This window comes from Methanosarcina sediminis, assembly GCF_052056915.1.
Classification (GTDB): Archaea; Halobacteriota; Methanosarcinia; order Methanosarcinales; family Methanosarcinaceae; genus MTP4.
Window position 1 is genome coordinate 3,644,805 of record NZ_CP195119.1, and the last position, 20,464, is coordinate 3,665,268.

The 20,464-nt window shown below is 41.1% G+C and carries 18 protein-coding genes; 13 read left to right on the forward strand and 5 right to left on the reverse strand.

The genetic code is table 11. The annotated features are described in order from the left end of the window. Positions 1 to 36 precede the first annotated feature (36 nt). Both ACSAZK_RS15975 and ACSAZK_RS15980 read left to right on the forward strand, forming a co-directional pair. Positions 37 to 1,422: an AAA family ATPase gene (locus ACSAZK_RS15975; RefSeq protein WP_440955032.1), complete on the forward strand. Its 1,386-nt coding sequence runs from the start codon at positions 37 to 39 to the stop codon at positions 1,420 to 1,422. Beyond that, a complete protein-coding gene (locus ACSAZK_RS15980; RefSeq protein WP_440955033.1) occupies positions 1,403 to 2,875 on the forward strand; it encodes a VWA domain-containing protein in 1,473 nt (490 codons plus the stop codon). Before ACSAZK_RS15975 ends, ACSAZK_RS15980 begins: the two co-directional genes overlap by 20 nt. A 261-nt stretch (positions 2,876 to 3,136) precedes the next feature. Here ACSAZK_RS15980 and ACSAZK_RS15985 read toward each other — a convergent pair whose 3' ends face one another. After that, positions 3,137 to 6,049, reverse strand: a complete 2,913-nt coding sequence (locus ACSAZK_RS15985) for a HEAT repeat domain-containing protein (protein WP_440955034.1) — start codon at positions 6,047 to 6,049, stop codon at positions 3,137 to 3,139. 579 nt (positions 6,050 to 6,628) lie between these two features. Here ACSAZK_RS15985 and ACSAZK_RS15990 point away from each other — a divergent pair. Next, positions 6,629 to 7,300 (forward strand): class I SAM-dependent methyltransferase, encoded by a 672-nt coding sequence (locus ACSAZK_RS15990; RefSeq protein WP_440955035.1) that lies wholly within the window; start codon positions 6,629 to 6,631, stop codon positions 7,298 to 7,300. A 585-nt stretch (positions 7,301 to 7,885) separates the two neighbouring features. Continuing rightward, entirely contained in the window at positions 7,886 to 8,128 is a 243-nt protein-coding gene (locus tag ACSAZK_RS15995; RefSeq protein WP_440955036.1) for a hypothetical protein, read from the forward strand. 322 nt (positions 8,129 to 8,450) lie between these two features. Here the strand turns inward: ACSAZK_RS15995 and ACSAZK_RS16000 are convergent, their stop codons facing one another. Continuing rightward, on the reverse strand, positions 8,451 to 8,780 hold the full coding sequence (locus ACSAZK_RS16000) for a DMT family transporter (protein ID WP_440955037.1): 330 nt from the start codon (positions 8,778 to 8,780) through the stop codon (positions 8,451 to 8,453). Between the two features lie 283 nt (positions 8,781 to 9,063). Here ACSAZK_RS16000 and ACSAZK_RS16005 point away from each other — a divergent pair, with 283 nt between their 5' ends. Next, positions 9,064 to 9,678, forward strand: a complete 615-nt coding sequence (locus tag ACSAZK_RS16005) for a cysteine hydrolase family protein (RefSeq protein ID WP_440955038.1) — start codon at positions 9,064 to 9,066, stop codon at positions 9,676 to 9,678. Positions 9,679 to 9,763: 85 nt separating this feature from the next. On the opposite strand, the gene ACSAZK_RS16010 is transcribed toward ACSAZK_RS16005, so the two are convergent. Together ACSAZK_RS16010 and ACSAZK_RS16015 are read right to left on the reverse strand one after the other, a co-directional pair. Further along, entirely contained in the window at positions 9,764 to 10,318 is a 555-nt protein-coding gene (locus tag ACSAZK_RS16010; RefSeq protein ID WP_440955039.1) for a tetrahydromethanopterin S-methyltransferase subunit A, read from the reverse strand. A gap of 348 nt (positions 10,319 to 10,666) precedes the next feature. Beyond that, a complete protein-coding gene (locus tag ACSAZK_RS16015; RefSeq protein ID WP_440955040.1) occupies positions 10,667 to 11,557 on the reverse strand; it encodes a glycine betaine ABC transporter substrate-binding protein in 891 nt (296 codons plus the stop codon). A gap of 1,288 nt (positions 11,558 to 12,845) precedes the next feature. Between ACSAZK_RS16015 and eif1A (ACSAZK_RS16020) the strand changes: the two genes are divergently transcribed. From eif1A (ACSAZK_RS16020) to ACSAZK_RS16030, 3 genes are all read left to right on the forward strand, one after another. Further along, positions 12,846 to 13,172: a translation initiation factor eIF-1A gene (eif1A, locus tag ACSAZK_RS16020; protein ID WP_048179450.1), complete on the forward strand. Its 327-nt coding sequence runs from the start codon at positions 12,846 to 12,848 to the stop codon at positions 13,170 to 13,172. Positions 13,173 to 13,947: 775 nt separating this feature from the next. After that, positions 13,948 to 14,280 (forward strand): translation initiation factor eIF-1A, encoded by a 333-nt coding sequence (eif1A, locus tag ACSAZK_RS16025; RefSeq protein WP_440955041.1) that lies wholly within the window; start codon positions 13,948 to 13,950, stop codon positions 14,278 to 14,280. 289 nt (positions 14,281 to 14,569) lie between these two features. Then, entirely contained in the window at positions 14,570 to 14,770 is a 201-nt protein-coding gene (locus ACSAZK_RS16030) for a CxxC-x17-CxxC domain-containing protein (RefSeq protein WP_048179445.1), read from the forward strand. A gap of 41 nt (positions 14,771 to 14,811) precedes the next feature. Here the strand turns inward: ACSAZK_RS16030 and ACSAZK_RS16035 are convergent, their stop codons facing one another. Then, positions 14,812 to 14,985 (reverse strand): hypothetical protein, encoded by a 174-nt coding sequence (locus ACSAZK_RS16035; protein ID WP_440955042.1) that lies wholly within the window; start codon positions 14,983 to 14,985, stop codon positions 14,812 to 14,814. Between the two features lie 245 nt (positions 14,986 to 15,230). On the opposite strand from ACSAZK_RS16035, the gene eif1A (ACSAZK_RS16040) reads away from it, so the two are divergent. From eif1A (ACSAZK_RS16040) to ACSAZK_RS16060, 5 genes are all read left to right on the forward strand, one after another. Next, on the forward strand, positions 15,231 to 15,563 hold the full coding sequence (gene eif1A / locus ACSAZK_RS16040; protein WP_440955043.1) for a translation initiation factor eIF-1A: 333 nt from the start codon (positions 15,231 to 15,233) through the stop codon (positions 15,561 to 15,563). Between the two features lie 231 nt (positions 15,564 to 15,794). After that, positions 15,795 to 17,030 carry an AI-2E family transporter gene (locus ACSAZK_RS16045; protein WP_440955044.1) on the forward strand — a complete coding sequence of 412 codons (1,236 nt, stop codon included), beginning with the start codon at positions 15,795 to 15,797 and terminating at the stop codon, positions 17,028 to 17,030. A gap of 500 nt (positions 17,031 to 17,530) precedes the next feature. Then, a complete protein-coding gene (locus tag ACSAZK_RS16050) occupies positions 17,531 to 18,958 on the forward strand; it encodes an IS1634 family transposase (RefSeq protein WP_440955045.1) in 1,428 nt (475 codons plus the stop codon). Positions 18,959 to 19,085: 127 nt separating this feature from the next. Beyond that, positions 19,086 to 19,787, forward strand: a complete 702-nt coding sequence (locus ACSAZK_RS16055; RefSeq protein ID WP_440955046.1) for a hypothetical protein — start codon at positions 19,086 to 19,088, stop codon at positions 19,785 to 19,787. A 97-nt stretch (positions 19,788 to 19,884) separates the two neighbouring features. Beyond that, complete coding sequence (locus ACSAZK_RS16060; protein WP_440955047.1) at positions 19,885 to 20,430, forward strand: hypothetical protein; 546 nt, start codon at positions 19,885 to 19,887, stop codon at positions 20,428 to 20,430. Positions 20,431 to 20,464: the final 34 nt, after the last annotated feature.

The following is a 20,464-nucleotide window of genomic DNA, read 5'->3' on the forward strand; positions in this document are numbered from 1 at the left end:
AAATCAAAAATGAGTCATCAGCAAGCAAATACTTCCATGAAAAAGAGAGTTACAGATTTAATTGTTATCCTTTCTGATGGACTGTACGAACGAGAAGAGGTCGTTGCAGTTTCTCTCCTTTCAGCCCTTTCCGGGCAGTCAATTTTTTTATATGGCTTGCCAGGCACAGCGAAAAGCCTAATTGCCCGTCGTATATCAAAGGTGTTTAAAGATACAACTCATTTTGAGTATCTGATGCAAAGATTTAGCACTCCTGAAGATGTTTTTGGACCTGTAAGTATTCGAGAACTAAAACAGGACAATTACATTCGCAAAACAGAAGGCTACTTACCCACCGCTGACTTTGCTTTTCTTGATGAAATATGGAAAAGTAGCCCAGCCATTTTAAACACACTCTTGACTATTATAAATGAACGAATTTATCGCAATGGCGGAAAAGACGAAAAAGTCCCATTAAAAGCATTGATTGCTGCAAGTAATGAGACTCCACCGCCCAATCAAGGATTAGAAGCTCTCTATGACCGTTTTGTAATGCGAATAATAGTAAATCCTGTGGAAGAACGAGAGAATTTTGAAAAACTACTTGAGGGCGATGCTGCCTCGATTGATATTGAAATTCCGGATGGACTACAGTTTTCTCACGATGATTTTGAGCAACTTCCCAGTGAAATTGTTAAAGTACAAATTTCCAGAGAGGTATTTACCATCATAAATTCAATCAGAGTTTCACTTGATGAATTTAATAAAGATAATCCCAAAGTTGCAGTTTATGTTTCTGATCGTAGGTGGCAGAAAATTGCACTCATTTTGAAAACATCTGCATTTTTGTGTGACCGCACCGAGGTAATACCCGTTGATGCCCTTATATTACGGCATTGTTTGTGGACACTTGAACAAAATAGAGAGCAGATTAATGAAATAATTGAAAAATGTGTGAAAGAGTTTAGCTGCACTAACAATGAGAAGTTAAACAGCTGGGAATTGAACCATAAGGACCTTGAAAAAGGTGTATCTGATACATTCTTTTATACGGAAAATATTTATGACGCCGAGAAAAACGATAAAGTGCTAAATTATGGGGGGAATTCCGGTTATGACAACGATGCATTTCTCAAATGGTTTGATTCAACTCCACCTATAAAAATTAAAAAGGGAACTCAAAAGGCTGTGGACTTAAGGACTAAAGATACTTTTGTTAAAGCTTGTGAAGATTCTTTGAGTTCACTTATGGAAATTATTGATGACACTAAATCTCATATCGTTACTCAAAAAAAATTGAATGAAACACCATTTGTACCTCCTGAAAAAAGAGAATTAGTTTTTGATGCATCCAATTCTTATCTCAAAGATTTGGAAAACCACAGATTGAATGCCGAACACTTGTTGGAAAGGGTGCAATCTTATGCAATCTCTGACTCGTGAAATTGCTAAAACAAAGGAATTAGTCAATACTCTTTATTCAAAGGATTTTTCTGATCTAACCAGTGGAGAACTTGAAAAAAAATTGAGTAGAAAAGTTAGTAACTGGGAGAGATCAACTCGCATTTATTTAGAAAACACAAACCCTTTTGAAAGACATCGGTCTAAATTGGTCTCTGCAGAATGGGATTTTAAGGCACATGGCGGGTGTGAAGAATCAATTGTTAGCGATTTAGAGGAATATAAATCACTTCAACCATCCGCAAATGTTATGTTTTGGGAAGAAAAAACACTTGCTTTGAAAAAAAAGATAGAGGAAAAGAAGAAAGAGTCAATCGTAGAAAGCCTTAATGCTATTCGCAGGAATGAGCAAGAAGCCTGGAGAAAGGAGTATGAAAAACAATTACTTGAATGGCAACTCGAAGAAATCCAGAATCGTCGGAAACAATTGTTAAAAGATTTAAAAGAATGGCTTGAACCTTTACAGCAAATGAAAAAGGTATTTGATGACCTGGGTATTGAGCCTGGACTTTTGTGGGATTCAAGTGTTGGCAAATTATGTACGCAAGACATATCTTTCCTTAAACAATGGGCAGAATATCTGAAAAATAATGAAAGCGTTCGTAATTTATGTGAATTAATGGGAAGATTACATAAAGAACAACAGTCTCACCGCACAGAGATTATTAATTCAACCGTTCAATACTCTGTTATAAAACCGGATATACATTCCAATGAAGAGATTGTTGGTATTAAGCTTGGTAGAGATTTAGTAAATGTTATACCACAGGAATTGGCTCTATTAAGTGACCCTGATATTGCATTGCTTTTTGACTTGAAATATGTTGAAAATCGACTGATGTGTTTTTCTAAACAAGGCGACAATACCGAAAGTGTTGAAAAGATTATTCGGAAAACCGTGAGTCTCTTTGATGAAAAGATGGGGCCGATGATTATTTGTGTTGATACTAGTGCGTCTATGTCAGGTGCTCCAGAGAATATCGCTAAAGCATTAACCCTTAGTTTGTCATCTCGAGCGGTTTCTCAAAAGAGGGAATGTTATTTGATAAATTTCAGTACTTCAATAGAGACCCTTGATCTTACCCCTCCGAAAGGCATTCAGGATTTGATAGACTTTCTTAAAATGAGTTTTCATGGGGGCACCAATGTTGCACCGGCTTTACACGAGGGGGTACGGATGATGTCGGAAGCTGATTACAAAAAAGCGGATTTACTGGTTATTTCAGATTTTGCTCTTTATGGTTTATCTTCTAATATTGTTTCCCAGTGCAAAAAGCAAAAACAAGAGGGCAATCGCTTTTTTTCATTGTCCATCGGTAGTTTTGACACTCAGCGTGTTGATGAAGATGTTTTTGATCAGAATTGGACATATGACCCTCTAAGTGGTGGTATTTCAGAAATCAACAATGTGGTTGAACGGGTTACTTGTAAATGATGGAAGCAGAAAAAATCGCCGTTCTTCGTCCATAATTTAAGAATTATTTTTTCTATGTAGGATTCAAAAAACAAGAATTTTAGACCCTGAGGCTCGGATTTTGACCCCATCTATCCGCTAAGACATAATTTCTTTTTTATCTGAGTTTTCGAGTAAAAAATGAAAATTCCAGGGTATATTCAATGCCCTTTCATTAAACCTCTTAATCTCTCTTAAACTCCCTTACACTCTCCTACACTCTCCTACACTTTCAATAGGCTTTCAAAAGCCAATCGCCCTTTCGGCCGGGATCATAGCCATTGGCACCTGGCCTACGAGGCGGGCTACTATCCTGCAGCGGGAAAGGAGATGTCTTTCTTTCCTGATGTCCTCAAGGCGGTCGAAGATGTGGCTATTTTCAGGGCTTTCGGGAATATTTATCCGGATGATTGTTTCGAGGGATTCAATTTTTTGCATGAGGACTTTTTTGTCGGCCGGGCTTTCGAAGGTCCAATCCCGGACTTCACGGCTGACGGCAGAGGCGATTTCTTCGGAGGAAGTGCCTTTTACCAGGAAGCAGGCAAAACGGGCTTTTTCCCTGATTTCTTCAAGGGTGTCTTTCAACCTCTGTTCCGAAACCTTCTGCTTCAGGGCAGGATGTCCTTTCTGTTCAAATTTCTTTGAAAGGACTACTTCTTCTTCAACCCGCTCGAAAAGGGCACAGGAATCCTCAAAGATCCGGAGAGAAGATTCAAGAAGCTTCTTCTTTGAAGCAAGGTCGATTGAGCCGGGTTCGGCAGCTTCCTGAAGGATTTTTGCAAACTTACTAAAGGTTCTGGAGAGGGTGTCGATTTCATCTACATCTCCCATTTCACAGACCATGGCTGAAAAGTACTTCTCGGACTCTTCCCTGCCGATCTCGGAAGGATCGGAAGATACGGAGAATTTTCCGGAAGATCCGGCAGACAGAAGGTTCAGGAAGGCTTCGTAGAAGTTCAGGTAGAAGCCTGGAAGGGGATGGTTGGAAGCTGTTTTGGCCGAATTCCTGAAATACAGGACGGCTTCTTTAAGCCCGTACATGCATTCGGCTTCAGATTTTGCCTTTGCCGCGGCATGGAGGGAGGCTATGCCGAGGGAGCGGAAAGCATACTTCCGCACGTAAGCGCGCTCTGAACCAGTTAGTTTCTTAAGGCTCTCCAGGGCTTGATGAGGGTCGGGATGCGCTGTATAGGCAGACTCAAAGGCCCGGACAGCTGCCCTCTGGACAGAACTGTCCCTGTGGTTTGTAAGGGACAGGAGATCTGCCCAGGCTTTCTTTTTGTCCGGGACCTGGGAAAAAGAAGGAGCAAAAGCCTTTGCGGCTCCTTTCCGGACATCTTTGTCCCAATGGGATGTAAGCTGCACAAGTTGGTCCCAGGCGTCCTGTTTATCCTCTGCGAAGGGGAAAGCCAGAGCGAGCAGGTCCGATGCACTTTTCCGGAGGTAATTGTCCGGTCCTGAACAGAGATCGGAAAGGTTGTAAAAGATACTCTTTTTATTTTCCACTTTGGGGAAAACCAGGGCGAGAAGGTCGGCAGCATCCTTGCGGACAGAGGATTCATTGTCGACACCCATCCGCAAAACCTCCTCCCAGACGTCTGTTATTATTTCTTGTCCCAGGCTTGCTTTTATGTCCTTTTCTGAACTTACTTCTATGTTCTTTTCTGAACCTACTTCTATGTCCTTATCTGGACCTTCGTTCATGCCTGTATTTTGGTCTCCTTGCAGGGAAAAGAGGGATCGGAGGGACACGGATGCACCCTTCCGAATTATAGGATTGGGGTGTGCTGAAAGGTTTAGCAGTCTGTTACAGATCTTTTTCTTTTCCGGTAGGTGTGGGAAAGCCGATGCAAGGGAGTCGGCAGCATCCATCCGGACATAACTGTCCTCATCGATCGCCAATTTCAAAAGTTCAACAGAGAGCTGTTTTTCCGGGTTTCCCGGTCCTTTTGCATTTCCTTCTTTGAAGACAGAAGCGAGGGAATAAGCTACACTCCTGCGGGCAAAGGCAGGATTTCTTGTAATTTTCGAGAATTCTTCAGAAGCTTCCTCATCGAAAGCAAGGTAAGGGTAGGCAGAAGCGAGGGCATGCATTGCCCTCCTGATCACATAACTGTGGCTTTCGGCTGTCAGGCGGAGGAGGTCTTCCCAGGCTTTTTTCTTGTCGGATACATGCGGAAAAGCCTGGACAAGGGTGTCGGCAGCTCTTCCCCGTATATAGCTGACTTTACTTCCCGCAAGTTCAGTAAGGTCTATCCAGGCACCATCTTTATCCTCAAGGTGCGGAAATAACGAAGTAATGGAGTCCGCTGCCCTGTTCCTCACACGACTGTCTGCGGCTCCGCTGAGCCTTAGAAGGGTAGACCAGGCTCTATTCCTGTCGGGAAGGTGAGGGAAAACCAGAAACATGGTATCTGCAGCATGCCGCCGGAGAGTTCCCTTTTCAGAGTCAATTAACCCTAAAAGGTCTTGCCATTCCGTTTCTTTATTCCTGGAATGGATAAAAGCGGAAGCAAGGGCTTCAAATGCTTCTTTCTGGAGAGCTCCTCTCTCTTCCAGAGCAAGCTTGAAGAGTTCTTTCCAGGCTTTATCCTGATCTTCAACGTGCGAAAATACCGTCCCGAGAGTTCGGGTAGCCTCAACCCTGGTGTTCATATCCGCAGACTCCCTCAGCTCAAACAGGTCTTTCCATGCCTGTGTTTTATCAGGGACCAGGGGGAAAACTGATTTGAGGCAGGAAAAAGCATATTCTTTTACGGAATCGGTTCCGGAACCCGCAAGTTTCAGAAAGTCGTTCCAGACCCTCTGTTCTCCGGGCATAAGGGTATAAGAGGAAGCAAGGGCATGCACCGCTGCCTTCTGCACCCCAGGAGCCTGGTTGGCCGTGAGACCTGCAAGTTTCGTCCAGAGTCTTTTCCTGTCTGACACATGAGGATAAACCAATTCAAGGGTTTTGACTGCAGTTTCAGCTACAAGTTTGTCCTTATCCGAGGAGAGCCTGAGCATATCATCGAAAGCCTGCTCCCTATCAGGAAGGAATTCAAAATTAGTACTCAACTGGTTCAGGGCATCGATTTTCTCTTCCATAAAGGGATTTAAAGTTCCGTCGTGTAGGGTTTCCTGGTCGATCACGTTTTCACCAACTATTCCTGCCATCGGTCATTTCTATTGTCAACTGTTTCTGGTATCAGCTACTGCATACAAATCACATACACGCTTCCAGGCGGATAAAGACGTAAACCGCCGTTAAAAACTGTTTATAGTGTCCACTTGGGGTTTTTTGCAATCTATTGCAGCATCACCTTTAATCAAGCCGACAATTTCCGGTCTAAAAATATCAGTTCCACCAACTATCCTGATACCAACAATGTATTCCTTTATTAACAGTTTGTGCTATAGCTTATTAAATATTTTGCTTTTTATTTAATATTTCTAACGTGAAAGAGTTTAGAACAATTTATGTGTAGTATTCTTGTTTCGTTTTGAATCCGGGTTGCATGCATTCGGATTTTTAAGAAATTGTGGTCTTTTTATCCTGAACTTTAGTTCCTACAATTTCCTTCAATTAACTCTACAACTTTTTTAAAAAAATTAAATAATATGTAATTATACTTTTCCCATTATTTTCTAAATATAAGGATGGCTGGCTTTCCAATACTGTTTAATTCGAGCCGGAAGTTTCCCCCTGCTTCCGTAGAAAACAATTTTTATTTGAGGAAATTCTATTGGTCCTACATGCCGGGCTCACACTGGACAAGAATTGCAGGGAAAGAAATTCCCTCCAGCCTTGAACTCTTCCCTGTAATTTACGATTACCTTGAAGGTGGCTGGAATATCCTGGACATCGGGTGCGGGACCGGGAATGTAAGCATCAGTCTTGCTTTCCTGGGCTGTTCTGTTACAGGAATCGACCTTAACAGGGAAGGCATTGAACTTGCAAAGGACTCTGCAAGTCGCCTGAACCTGTCCGGGAAGCTAAAATTCAGGGTGGAAGATGCGGATGAACTGCCTTTCCGGGCCGGAGAGTTTGACCTGGCTATCATGCAGGCTTTCCTGACTACTATTGTGGAGAAGAAAAAGAGGCATCTGATCATTCGGGAAGCCTGCCGAGCCTTAAAACCCGGAGCTTTCCTCTACATTGCGGAATTCGCCCAAAACTGGCACCTGAAGCTTTACAGGGAGCGTTACCTTCGGGATTTCCCTCTTACAAAAGAAGAAGGCTCTTTCCTTGCCAGGGACCCGGAATCCGGGGAAGTCGAGTTTATCGCACATCATTTCTCTGAAAAGGAGCTTGTTTTCCTGCTGGTGGAAAACGGGTTTGAGATCGATTATTTCAGGGTTGAGGAGTTTAGCACCAGGACCGGGAACAGAGTGAACGGTTTTGTCATTCTGGCTAAAAAAGTTTGATAAACCTTCCCCAGGTTCGGCGTCCTTTCTAAGGCTTTTTTCGTATTCGGTTTAAGATGATATTTATCTTTCCTAAATATATATATCCAGTGTTCATTCCTGATTTCCGTATATTATGCGTTTCAGGCAGTAAATACATCTTGATTTTTAATTTAAGATTTTCTTACCCTTTAATCAAGAAATATGAAGTATCATAAAGTTTTAAAATCATTTTTCATATTCTATCCCTCACAATTCAAAAAAGTATATTTATATTTTCTCTTTTCAAAGGAGGTTTTGATCACGGCATATTACCCTGGTCTTACGTGATTGATGAAGGATGTTACTTCAAAGGAAAAATGAACTGAAAAAAAGGGAATAATAAACTAAAAAAGAGTAAATTGGACTTACAAAGGGATAAATTAGGTTATGAAGGGATTAGTTAGGTTATAAAGGGATATATTGACTTAAAAATTGAGTTAAAAATGAAAAAAAGGAGTAAAAATGAACCCTGATGGAAAATCAATAGTAAAGTTTGTTGCATCGGTGTCTGCTATCCTGATGCTATTAACTTTACTTCCTTCAGCAGTTTCTGCTGTAGCAGATATGGATGAATGCCAATCCGGAGTATACTCCGGTGAGTGTAATAGAAGCTGTTTCAGGAACTGCACCGAAGCTAGCAACATGTTTTCCGGGGACTGTGAATGTGACGGTGCCGGAAACTGTGAATTTGAAGGAGATCAGCTAAAAGACCAGGACCAGATCCGGAACCAGACCCGGAACCAGACCCGGAACCAGACTCAGGCTCGAACCGGAGACTGTGATAGGGACTGTGTAAATCAGGTGTAATAAATAAATTGATAGCGAAAAACATTGTCTGGAAAAATATACCGCAGGCTGGGGTGAGGGTAAGTTCCAGTATATAATAAAGCCACTCCAATTTGTTAAGTGCATAGACCAACTGAAAGGCTTTCTTACAAGATCCGATCAAAAACTTACCCTCATTATCAGCATTTCATTGCTCTGCTCGTTTCATTGATCTTCTTTTCCTATTCTGGATTTTCTCACGAAGCAGACTTATTCTACCCGAAGCTCTTTATTTGTGGAAATTTTTTGCTGGTGGAAAACGGATTCGATACTTTTTTACTGATTCCTGTTTACCGGTTCCTTTTCAACTTAACCTGTCGCTCAGGTTCAGCCCCACCACTCCGATTACCACAAGGAACAGAGATGCCATTTTCATTGCGTTTACCGGTTCTTTGAACCCGTAAATCCCTATTATCGTGATCAGTGCCGTTCCGAGTCCTGCCCAGATGGCGTAGGCGATGCTCACATCTAACTTTTTAAGGGCAAATGTGAAGAAAGTGAAACTGATGGCATAAAATACGAAAATAAGGGTTGAAGGGAGCAGTTTGGAGAAGCCTTCGGAAAGCTTCATACAGGTGGTCCCGAACACCTCGAATAATATTGCCAATAGAAGCAGGGTGTAATAGTAATTCATACCTCATATCTCTCTTTTTATATATTTTCCTTTACCTTCTTATATTCTGTTTCTTATTTTTATATGTCTTCTTCTTCTTCTTCTTCTTCTTCTTCTTCTTCTTCTTCTTCTTCTTCTTCTTCTTCTTCTTCTTCTTCTTCTTTTGCACTATTATATTCTTTAATATATATCGTGATTTATATAAACCCTTTTTATCTATTACCTTCCTAATAACAAGGTGCCTTAAATCAACAAAAAGGGAGTGGGTAACATAGCTATTGAACTTGATCTTAAACGGACAGCTTTGCTCATAATCGACCCCCAGAACGACTTCTTATCCGAAGGCGGTGTTGTCTGGGACCTGGTCGGGGAAGGCGTGAAGGAAAACCATGTTGTAGAGCATCTGGTGCAGTTGAAGCAGACTGCAAAAGAAATCGGGATTCCGGTTGTTTATTCCCCGCACTACTATTCGGACGAGGAGTTCAGTTCCTGGTCGCACCTGAACCCGATCGACCGGCTTATGTTTGACCGGAAGATGTTCCGTAAGGGGACCTGGGGAGCTGAGTTTCACCCGCAGCTCCAGCCCGACGAAAATACCATCGTGCTCTCGCCCCACAAGGCGCTCAGCAACTTCTGGTCCGGGGATGTCCAGATCCAGCTCCGACAGAGGAATATCCAGACAATCATCCTTGCCGGGATGTCCGCAAACCTCTGTGTGGAGTCCCACCTCAGGGACGCAATCGAACACGGCTTTGATGTGCTCGTGGTAAAGGACGCTACAACCGGCCCCGGGAAAGAAGCCACGCAGGCAGCTTATGTCAACTATGGGCTGATCGCAAACGAGGTTGTAACAACGGAGAAAATCATCCACAGGTTGGAACAGGCGGCAGAAAAACAGGCAGCAAAACCTATGGCATGAAGGGGTGGCCCGGGAAAACAGGAAATGCCTTTTGTGAATATTTCTACATTTCTAAAAAGCTACAAATTTACTTTTCAATCTTTTTTTATTGTTGCCCTTTTTTTATCCTGGACATTACGTTTTGCTTTACCTCTTTTTCATACTTCTTCCAGCTATGTTCATCAATTTCTGGCATGGAAAGCTCCGGGGCTTCGCCTCTTTCTTTTCCGTTGCAGGAATCGATTGCCTGCTGGATGACTGCAGGGTCGGTAGTTTCCACAAGGTCAATAACTTCTATTTCCCGGAGGAAGCGGGAGATAGAGGTCGCCGGGATTTCATTAAGGTAAGGGATCACTCCCTCTGACCCGACAATCTTTCGTGACCCCCCGAAAGCCGAAACCCCATTTTCGGCAAGTGCCAGCAGGGACTGCCCTGCAAAATGGTCACTCTCCTTCCCGCAGACAAGCAGGCAGCTGATCCTGGGGTTCGAAAGCACATTGACTATCACCTTCTCAATCCCGAAGTTTTCCGTAAAACAGGTCCCACAGATGGCATAGTTTTTAAGGTTGAGGCTGCGGTAGTCCGAGGCAAGGGTTACGACTGCTACAGGAGAATTCGGGTCTCCTACTACATAATCACCGGGAGTTACGGGCCATTCCATGAAAAAGCTCCTTTTCTGAGTAATTGCTCACTTCTTAATAGTTTGTAGTACTCTCTTTAATTGTTTGTAGTACTCGTTTTGACGATGTGTAGTTCTCTTTTAATGATTTGTTATACTTAATATATTAATTTCTGTTAAAATAGTTCTGTTGATGATGAAAAACTGAAAGTAAAGGGAAATTTTTAGGTAAAAATAAAGGCAACAATAGTAATGAAACCAACAAAAGTAAAAAAACAACAGTAATGAAACCAACAAAAGCAAAAAAGAAACAACAGTAAAATCAATAAAAGTAAAAAATCAACAAAAGTATAAATGTAAAAATTAGGAAAAAAAAGAGGGGTTGGAAACTTACTCGTTTCCGAGCCACATGTCGACCTGGTCTCGATTGTTCTCGATCCACTTTGCGGCTGCTTCTTCTTCCGTCATTCCCTGTTCCATGTCGTACATCACGGCTTCCATGTCTACAGGGGTCCATTCGAACCTTTCAAGGATTGCGTAGGCTTCGGGTGCATCCTCGTCTAAGCCGGGCCGGGCGATGGTCACGATATCTCCTTTATCTCCGTAAACGCCTTTCGGGTCATCAAGGTACTTGAGATCCCAGCGCTGGAATTTCCAGTGGGGGGACCAGCCGGTGATAACTACCCATTCCTCGGAATCGATGGCGTCCATGAGAGTGGTGATCATGCTCACTTCACTGCCGGTCATTAATTCATAATCCAGGCCGTATTCTGCAATGGCTTCGTCACTGCTGATCATGATCCCGGCTCCTGGTTCAATGCCGATGATTTTTCCGTCGAACTTTTCCTTCTCGGAGTTCAACTCATCGATGGAGTCGATAGTAACGTATGCTGGCACTACGAGCCCGCACCTGGTACCGCCTTCAAGGTTCTTTTTTACGTAGATAACGTCGTTTTCGTATTTGTCCATGTACTGCTTATGGGTGTCAGGCAGCCAGGCGTCTGTTAACAAGTCCGAAGACCCGGAGGCAACACTCTGCCAGGCAACTCCTACATCCGCCAACTTTAATTCTGTGTCATAGCCTGCTTCTTCAAGTACAAGCTTCATGACGTTTGAGCTGGATATGGATGTTCCGTAGGGGGTTGTTACAAGCACCACGGTTTCTTTTGAAGCAGCTGCGTTTTCGGGGGAATCTGTTGAATCAACACAGCCTGCGGCCAGCAGGGCAACTGCGAGAAGCAGGGCTGCAAGGGAAAAAGTAGATAATTTGTTTTTGATCACTTTATTGCACCTCCTTTGTAAAATAATGTCTCTGCAGATCTAAATGTTCTTTAGGAACTTTCTCTGCACATCAAAAGCCAGCAAACCGGATACGAAAACAGCCGGAAGCTGAAAAAACACGGGGGAAGAGATTCATTTTTCAGCCGGTGTTCACTGCCATGAACCGATTTCCCGCTCCGGGAACAGTCCCGATAGCGGTTTATCAGATACTTCAAAACCGATATAAGATGCAGCGGAGGCGAATATTATATCCTATCGCACTTCGCTGCCTTTCCAGCATGGCATGGTCAGAAATATGAGATGGGTAACGGATTTCCTTTAAAGTTTTGAATGGAAATACATGATGAATATTCTGGGAATACATGGATGGATCAACTTTGAAAGGAATTTCATTCCACTGAGGTGTGAATTTCCCTTCACTACTGTGTAAATTTTTTCTGTAAATTTCTTACCTGTAAGTCGGCTTCTTTCGTTAGTTTGTTAACTTTTGACGATTACAAATTCTGGGATTTTACTATAAATAGGTTACAGTTTCGTAGTAATTTTTTATTCTTTTATCATATTTTATACTATTTTCAAAGTTTATTATGTTATTATGTCCTATAATTTTTTATTTTATTAATCTTATTGCTCATCTTTTCCATTTTTACCGCTTATTTCCGGGTTAATCGCCGTCCGTCTATTCGTCTGTTCCTCTGTCTGTTCACCTGTATCATAGTTTTTTTATCCACCTCTATGGATTTTTGTGTGTATTTACAGCTATCAGACTTCATATTTCTTTTTTTGTCTACTTTCCTATCCACCTGTCCACCAATCAGTCTTTAAATCTAATAGATTCTTATTTTTGTCAGAGGCTTCGGAAGGTTCCGATTTAATGGAGAGTTTCTCGGAAAATCGGGTTTAAATATCTGGGTAATTGCCAGAGACCAGACCTGTGAACTGTTCCTCCTATTTCAAAATTCCGGATACTCTTATATATTATAAGCATAATATTTGATTGAAAAACAAGGGCGTATAATTGTTATTAAAAACTGCTTTTTGTTTTTATAATAAATATATTGCTCTTCCTCCTGGTACTCTTCAGCCGCTTTTGCACAGTAGCATCTCGTTTTTTGCTTTCGTGCGTGAAATCCGGGGTAAAAACACGACCTCACGCCTGCATAATGTAAAAAATGATATTTCGAAAGGTTCCGGAAAAGCGACAGGATGCCGATTCAGGGAAACCATCCCGGAGGAAATTATAAGAACCAAGAGATGAGGAATTAACCTGGCTAATTACAGAAGCAATATGAGAAAGAGAAGGACAGGAAGCGCTAAACCAGTAGGAGACACTCCGGAAGTAACAAGGGTTCGCACCCCCCGCAAGGACAAAAACGAAGTTCTGGCAACGGTCGCAAGTTTACTGGGCTCGAAAAGAGTTGCTTTGCAGTGCATGGACGGAGTTGTCCGCATGGGTAGGATCCCCGGTTCCAGGAACAAAAAGATGTGGATTCGGGAAGGGGATATTGTTATTGCAACTCCCTGGGATATCCAGGACTCCAAAGCCGACGTAATCTGGAAATACACGAAACCCCAGGTCGACTGGCTCCAGAGAAAAGGGTACCTTAAAGACTAAATGAAGAACAGGATAAGATAAAGACAATTTATCCTGCAGCTCCTTTACCCTCTTTTTAATGATATTTTTAAATAACTTTTGATTTTTTTTCAAGCTTTCTGTACTGGCTTAAACCCATACCTTCAGGGCCACGGTTTTGTAAGTTTAATCGAGTCGCTTTTCCCGGACTGTTTCAGGATACCTTTATATACATTGCTGGGGCTTGTATCAACAGCGAAAATTAATAGACGTATAATCTGTTATTAAAAACTTCATTTTTGTTTGAGTGATAATTATTCATCTATTGCTTTTTGGCGAAGTTTATTATTCGCTGACGTGCGATGAAGAAATGAGTTTTTCTGACAGGGTAATCGTTTCGGGACGACAACAGAGTTCCTCCGGAAATGCACAGTGTAACCTGTTCCGCCTATGGGTTGGATCGGGGTTCCTTGCATGCGAAAAAAGAAATCTGCATTTCGCAGGGGCTTTTTTGTCAGGGCATGGAAAATTCCGGGAATATTCGGATTTAATTGTTGCAGGTATAACCGGATTACATCAATCCTTAATCAGTTTTGAAGTACTTTTGCTCGCCTCTCTGCAAGGCAATCCTTAGGCAAAAAGCTAATAATCGATTACAATCGGCTTATAATAAAGCTACAACTTTATAGACGTTTGCTTATATCATTTATAATAAAATAAAGAGCTTCTCCACCAATAGTGCCGGAATATAACCGGCCCGAATTGAGATGAGAGGGGTAAACCACGAGGAGTTAATCTGGCTAATTATAGAAGCATAATGAGAAAGAGAAGGACAGGATCAAACACATCAACCAATTCTCCCGGCACTCCGGAAGTAACAAGGGTACGCACCCCCCGGAGAGAGAGAAACGAAGTTCTGGCAACGGTCACAAGTCTTCTGGGCTCGAAAAGAGTTGCTTTACAGTGCATGGACGGGGTCGTCCGCATGGGCCGGATCCCCGGGTCCAAGAAAAAGAGAATGTGGATACGGGAAGGCGACGTTGTTATTGCAACTCCTTGGGATGTCCAGGACTCCAAAGCTGACGTAACCTGGAAATACACAAGACCCCAGGTCGAATGGCTCCAGAGAAAAGGTTACCTTAAAGACTGAAAAGAGTCTATTTCAGGTAAAACCGCTCTCTCAGGTAAAACCGATAATTGTTTTACCTTTTCCATTACTCTTTTACATGATTAATTTGATTTTTAGACTAATTGTTTACGAAGCGGCATCTTTTGTGGGTTATGTTTATATATCATAAACGTCCTGTATGAGTAATTAAAAATAAAGAGACGTATAATCATCTGTTGTTAAAAACCAATTTCGTTTTTAATCAAAGAGTTCTATACAATCTTATTTTTAAACACTATTGACTACCCGCTTGAGCGGAGGTGACAAGAAAATGGCTTTTAATGACAGAGGAAACAGTTTCAGAGGCAACAATTCCCGCGGTGGTTTCGGAGGCCCCAGGGAAATGCACAAAGCAATCTGTTCTGACTGTGGTGTTGAAACCGAAGTACCTTTCAAACCTGACCCGGAAAGACCCGTCTACTGCAGAGATTGTCTTCCCAACCACAGGAAACCCAGAGAAAACAGATACTAAGTGTTTGTTGTAACTTTGTTTACATTAACACTTATCCATTTTCATTTTTTTGTTTTGTTTGTTTGTTTGTTTGTTTTTGCCTTAAGCTGGCTTATGCTTTTTTCTTCAGATTTCCGGATAGGGTTCTTGGAATATTTTTTATTCGTTTGTTTTGTTTGTTTTGTTTGTTTTGTTTGTTTGTTTGTTTGTTTGTTTGTTTGTTTGTTTGTTTGCAAGATTTTTTATCGTCCTCAAATTTTCATAAATACATTTATATAATTTGACTGCCATATAACTGATGGAAGCTAAATAGGTCTGTAATCTGTTATTCAAAACTCATTTTTGTTTTTGTTTTTTTGTTTAATGAGTTCTGTATAATCTTATTTTCAGAATATTTGCTATCCGCTTAGGCGGAGTCTTTCTAAATTGAATTTGAAAAATCACACAACGAGGTGTTAATCTGGCAAATTACAGAAGTAATATGAGAAAAAGAAGGTTAGGTTCAAGCAAAGTAGTAAAATCAGGAGACAGTCCGGAAGTAACAAGGGTACGTACTCCCCGAAGAGACAAAAACGAAATCCTTGCAACGGTTGCTAGTTTACTTGGCTCGAAAAGGGTTAGCCTGCAGTGCATGGACGGGGTCGTCCGCATGGGCAGGATTCCCGGGTCCAGGAAAAAGAGAATGTGGATCAAGGAAGGCGATGTTGTCTTAGCCAACCCCTGGGAAGTTCAGGACTCAAAAGCCGACGTAGCCTGGAAATATACAAGACCCCAGGTCGAGTGGCTTGAGCGGAAAGGATATCTCAAGTGCTGATTTAAATGCATGAGTATCTTAAGTGCTAATTAAAAGCATCTGGAAAAGGGTGCCTGAAACAAAAGTGTTTAACAAGGTGTCCAGCAAAGGCGTCTAACAAAGGTATCTGAATAAAGATGCCTGAAATTCATATTTACTTTTCTGCAGGAACCTGTCTATGCTGTCTATGCTGATGTGGACCGGGTTCTATAGACGATAACTTATTTATATATTTTATGTTATCCCTTCTTTATGAAAAATTATGACCCGGTGAAAGTTGGCTACGCAGTCATAATCAGCCTGGTTTCCTTATATGCATTATACATTACATCCGCTTTTTTCTATGTGCTTATCCTGAGTGGGCTTTTTGCGTACATTATCTATCCTGCTTACGCTTTTTCCCTGAAGTTCGTGAAAAACAGGCAAATTTCCGCTTTAATCCCCCTTGTCACGATCTTTCTTTTTGCCACCGCCTTCACGGTCAGCACGGTCCGGGTTTTGCTGTACGAGGTCTCAAAAATCCTGGAAATCCCCAATACGTTAAACGGCTTTGCAAACATAAACCTCAGGCAGATCATAGGGCTTTTAGAACCCTTTATTTCGACCTCTCCCGGGGAATTGACCCAGAGCATAGGCTCATCCCTGAACACCCTGGTAACGGACAATGCTCCCGAAATCCAGGGGCTTGTATTTAAGGTTTCATCGGACCTGACCATCCTTACGGTTGAACTTGCCGTGATCATCATCCTGACCTACTACCTGCTGGTCGAAAGCGAAAACATCACCGCAGAGCTCCCTAACCTTTTCCCTGACAAAAAAGTAGGGACAATTTTCCTGACCGAGCTCAACCACATTTACCACAACCTTTTCAACGTCTACTTCCTGACCTGCCTCATGACTGGTGTATTTGGAGGAATCCTTTACTGGCTCCTGGGTGTCCCCTACCCCCTAATCTGGGCGATCCTTACCTTCGTCCTGGCGCTCCTGCCCGTGGTCGGCGCAGGTACGGTCTTCGGGCTCCTTGCCCTCTACTACGCCCTCCTGCAGGACTACTTCACCGCAGCAGCCCTGCTCGTCTTCGGGACCCTTTTCCTGAGCATCGTCCCGGACTTCATCATCAGGCCGAGGCTTGCCAAAAGCAAAGCAGCAATCCATCCCGCAATCACCCTCGTGGCCTTTGCAGCCCCCCTCTTCGTTCTCGGCCCTGGAGGGATCATCATCGGTCCCCTTACCTATGGTTTTTTGCTTGCGGCTTACAGGACGAGGAAAATACTGGTTGAAGTTGGAAGGGCTGAGGATGAAATGCTTGATGACGAAACGGTTGATGACGAAAGGTTCGGAGACGAGAGGTTTGGGGATGAAAAGGTTGGAGCTAAAAGGTTTGATGATGAAAGAGTCGGAAGTAAAAGTTTTTCTGAAATGATTTCAGAAACGGTTTCTGCGGAGGATTCCAGGGGAGATTCAATTGATTCCGGTTTTGCAGATTAAAACTGGTTGGGAATATCAGCTTTTTTGCGGAGACAGGAGCCGCTAAAGATAGTATCCAGACCGCCATTTTTCACAAAATTTCAAGAAACTCATCCAAAACTCCTTTTTAATTGTTATTTTCGCAATTCAGAACTCGCGGTCCTCACTGGCTGGCAGTTCCCGTCAGCAGCCCACGCAAAGCGAAGCTTTGCGGCCTTTACTAAAATATTAAGATTAAAAAGTAGCAAATTAAATGGCTGCCCACGCTTTTTTTCTCCGCTTAAGTAGCAAATCAGCTTCTTTTTTCCCAGAAGATTATATTTCACTCAAGCGGATTTTCATAACTTCTTTTTTATTTTTCGCCTGGCTGGCTCCCCCGCTCAACCCCCACGAACCGTTTGAACCACCCGAGTTCCGCTTCGGGATCATAGTAACTCGAAGATTTTCTGGGAGTTGCACTGTAACCTAAGTTTGACAGTTAAATAAAAATCATAGTTCTTAGTAATGTTTGATCGACCAAAATGCAAACAAAACTAAGAACATATGAAATAACTCCTAACGACAATATATGCTTTCCCATCGGAACCATTCTTGCTGTTGAAAACCTGTATGAACAGCTTAATTTTTCATCTATTTTGGGTAATCATAAGGCTAAAGGTATCGACTTCAATTCTCTGATCAAAGCTTTGCTTAGCTATAAACTTACAGAGAACTTTAGCATTGATCGGGCTCATAAATGGATTAACCAGGACGAAGTCCTGGAATTTTTCAATCTTGAAAAATTCAATGAAAGGGTTCTGTACAGAACCCTTCAAACTTTGGGAAGTAATAAAGAAGAGATCATTCTGGATATTCAGGATGTTTTGTTCTCCATGTACAATTTTGAACACACTAATATCAACATGGATTGGACAAGTATTGTTCTTTATGGTGATAAGTCTCCACTTGGTAAATATGGTTACAGCCGCGATCACCGTCCAGATAAAAAACAGATTACTTTAGGAGTAAGCGAACTTGCAGATCCAATAAACTTACCTGTTGGAATTACTGTGGAAAAAGGAAACGTTCCCGATCAGACTCATTTTAAAAAAACGTATCAGCAGGTAAAAAGTAGACTCAATAAAGAGTCACTTGTTGTTTTTGACAAAGGTGCAAATAGCATAAAAAATCTAGCTCTGATCAAAGAAGATGAAATGGATTACCTTACTGCAAAGAAGCTCAACGCCAGCGATGATAAGTTGATTAAAATGTTTGATCAGCTTGATCCTGAAGTCGTTGACAAAGAAAAGGGGATCTATGGGATAAAGATTGTAAAACCCAGCAGTACAAACTACCTCTATTTCTCAGAAACCTTAAAAAAACAGCAATTGGAAGCAAGAGTCAGAAAAGTACAGAGAATGGTGGAAGAGGCAAAAGAGATACAGAAATCAATTGATGAGAACAAGAAACTTCCGAAGAAATTCAGAATCAATAATAAACTCATTGATATAAGTTATTCATACCAGACAAAGCTGGTTGAGATGAGTGAAGATGAAGCCTTTGAACTCCTTGAAGAAGAGGTAATTAACGGAAGAGAAGGATTTTTCTGCCTAAAATCAAGTAAGAATTTGACACTTATAGATGCTCTTGAAACCTACAGGAAAAAGGATTCAATTGAAAAAATATTTAACTCGCTGAAAAACGAAATAGAAATAAAACCACTAAGGGTCTGGACGGATGAGAGCATCTATGGAGCAATAATCATAGGATTCATTGCCCAATTACTCATATCGCTGATGCGATATGAGTTCAAAGAACTCAAGCATACGTCAACAAAATTCATAAAAAAGAGTCTATCGAATTTGACAGTTACCGTAGATTTTCTGAAGAATAAGAATAAAACTTATATTTATGCCAATTTCGATTCCATAAATCGCTTGATTTTAACCCAAAAAAAGGGAATTTCTTAGAAAATTCGATGAATTTATTTGAACTGTCAAATACCTTTTTCTGACAAAAATCGGGAAAAATGAAGGAAATTTTAATTAAAATTAGTGGAAACTGTCAAAGTCAGGTTTTAAAACGGAAGACAATGAGATGTTATCATTTTCAGCAGAAAAAGAAGAAATAGATAATTATCTTAAGAGCCACCAAGAAGCATCTAAAAGATTCAATGAACTTATTTTGTCGTATATTTTTTATGGCCAGCCAGGTGCAGCACCACAATATTTCTTAGACCGAAATCCAATGGAGTTAGCCTCTTTATTAAGGAAGTCACTGGAATTGTTTGCAGTGGGACATGAATATTCCCACATAATTCTTGGTCATATGCAAAAAAGTAGAATGATGATGCATGATGTTGAGAGTTTAGAAGTTAATGAAATAATTTTCGACTGGGAAAATGAAATTCAAGCTGATATGCTAGGTTTAAAATTGATGCTTAGTTGTATGATGAAAAATGGTTTTGATCTTGCACTTTCATATGCCGGAGCAGATCTTTTTTTTGGTTTCCTAAATATTATCGAAAAAAGTGTTTCGATTTTAAGAACTGGTTCTGCAAAAAATATTAAATATAGTACACATCCACCAACTTTACGAAGACGCGAAATTCTAAGACTATATTTAAACGTTATTGTTGATGATTCTGAAGACGGTAAAGAAGCAATAAAATCCGCATTATCACTTGCTGAACTATTTGAACATATTTTAAAGTTGCATTGGGATAATATTGCGCCTTTATTATATAATTCATATGAAGATGGAAAAAAATTGGATCGAAGATGGCTACGTTTTCTATGAACTTAAAACAGTTAATGATCAAATATAGTATTGGATTAAAGTCAATATCTCTTGGGATGTGCTACACCGTGTAAATTGCTATTAAAGGAGGAGTTTTTTGACAGATAACTTAAAACTTTACTCTAACCTTGAAAAGGTTATATTTTTCTCAAGATCTGTATCTATAAAGGATGCTGAAAAAATATTAGAGAAAGAAAATGCTAAGTTTATACTAATTGTACATAATTCAGCACCCATCTCTTTGCTAAGTAAAGAATTGCTAAATCAATTTGAAGGAAATCAAAAGCTATCAGATCTTATCGAGAAGCTACCAGCTCTCTTAATAACCGATAAGCTGATAGATACCTTGGAGATTGAAGATTTACAACAATACTTTTTATACATAAATGAAACAAAAGCTGAAGGAATAATCCTTTGCAATGATAATAAAATCTTAGGTGTTCTATCAAGGGAATCTATAGTTAAAAGTTTAGAAGATAACATCGTTTATGGATTAATTAGTTTACCTGGAGGAATCAATTCCCCAGCTAAAGGTTTCATATGCAAAAAGTGTAGTCCTCCTACTTATCGCTTCCCTAGAGAAGGACATAATCCTTTGTGCCCTAAGAACCCACTTCACGGAGAAATGGAATATCTTGAGTGAGAAATATTTATGTTCGACACTATTGTGAATAAGG

Excerpts from the sequence above, each read along its gene's own strand:
- ACSAZK_RS15975 (WP_440955032.1), top strand. The coding sequence starts at position 37 with ATGAAAAAGAGAGTTACAGATTTAATTGTTATCCTTTCTGATGGACTG.
- ACSAZK_RS15980 (WP_440955033.1), top strand. The coding sequence starts at position 1,403 with ATGCAATCTCTGACTCGTGAAATTGCTAAAACAAAGGAATTAGTCAAT.
- ACSAZK_RS15985 (WP_440955034.1), bottom strand. The coding sequence starts at position 6,049 with ATGGCAGGAATAGTTGGTGAAAACGTGATCGACCAGGAAACCCTACAC.
- ACSAZK_RS15990 (WP_440955035.1), top strand. The coding sequence starts at position 6,629 with ATGCCGGGCTCACACTGGACAAGAATTGCAGGGAAAGAAATTCCCTCC.
- ACSAZK_RS15995 (WP_440955036.1), top strand. The coding sequence starts at position 7,886 with ATGGATGAATGCCAATCCGGAGTATACTCCGGTGAGTGTAATAGAAGC.
- ACSAZK_RS16000 (WP_440955037.1), bottom strand. The coding sequence starts at position 8,780 with ATGAATTACTATTACACCCTGCTTCTATTGGCAATATTATTCGAGGTG.
- ACSAZK_RS16010 (WP_440955039.1), bottom strand. The coding sequence starts at position 10,318 with ATGGAATGGCCCGTAACTCCCGGTGATTATGTAGTAGGAGACCCGAAT.
- eif1A (WP_048179450.1), top strand. The coding sequence starts at position 12,846 with ATGAGAAAGAGAAGGACAGGAAGCGCTAAACCAGTAGGAGACACTCCG.
- eif1A (WP_440955041.1), top strand. The coding sequence starts at position 13,948 with ATGAGAAAGAGAAGGACAGGATCAAACACATCAACCAATTCTCCCGGC.
- ACSAZK_RS16030 (WP_048179445.1), top strand. The coding sequence starts at position 14,570 with ATGGCTTTTAATGACAGAGGAAACAGTTTCAGAGGCAACAATTCCCGC.
- eif1A (WP_440955043.1), top strand. The coding sequence starts at position 15,231 with ATGAGAAAAAGAAGGTTAGGTTCAAGCAAAGTAGTAAAATCAGGAGAC.
- ACSAZK_RS16045 (WP_440955044.1), top strand. The coding sequence starts at position 15,795 with ATGAAAAATTATGACCCGGTGAAAGTTGGCTACGCAGTCATAATCAGC.
- ACSAZK_RS16050 (WP_440955045.1), top strand. The coding sequence starts at position 17,531 with ATGCAAACAAAACTAAGAACATATGAAATAACTCCTAACGACAATATA.
- ACSAZK_RS16055 (WP_440955046.1), top strand. The coding sequence starts at position 19,086 with ATGTTATCATTTTCAGCAGAAAAAGAAGAAATAGATAATTATCTTAAG.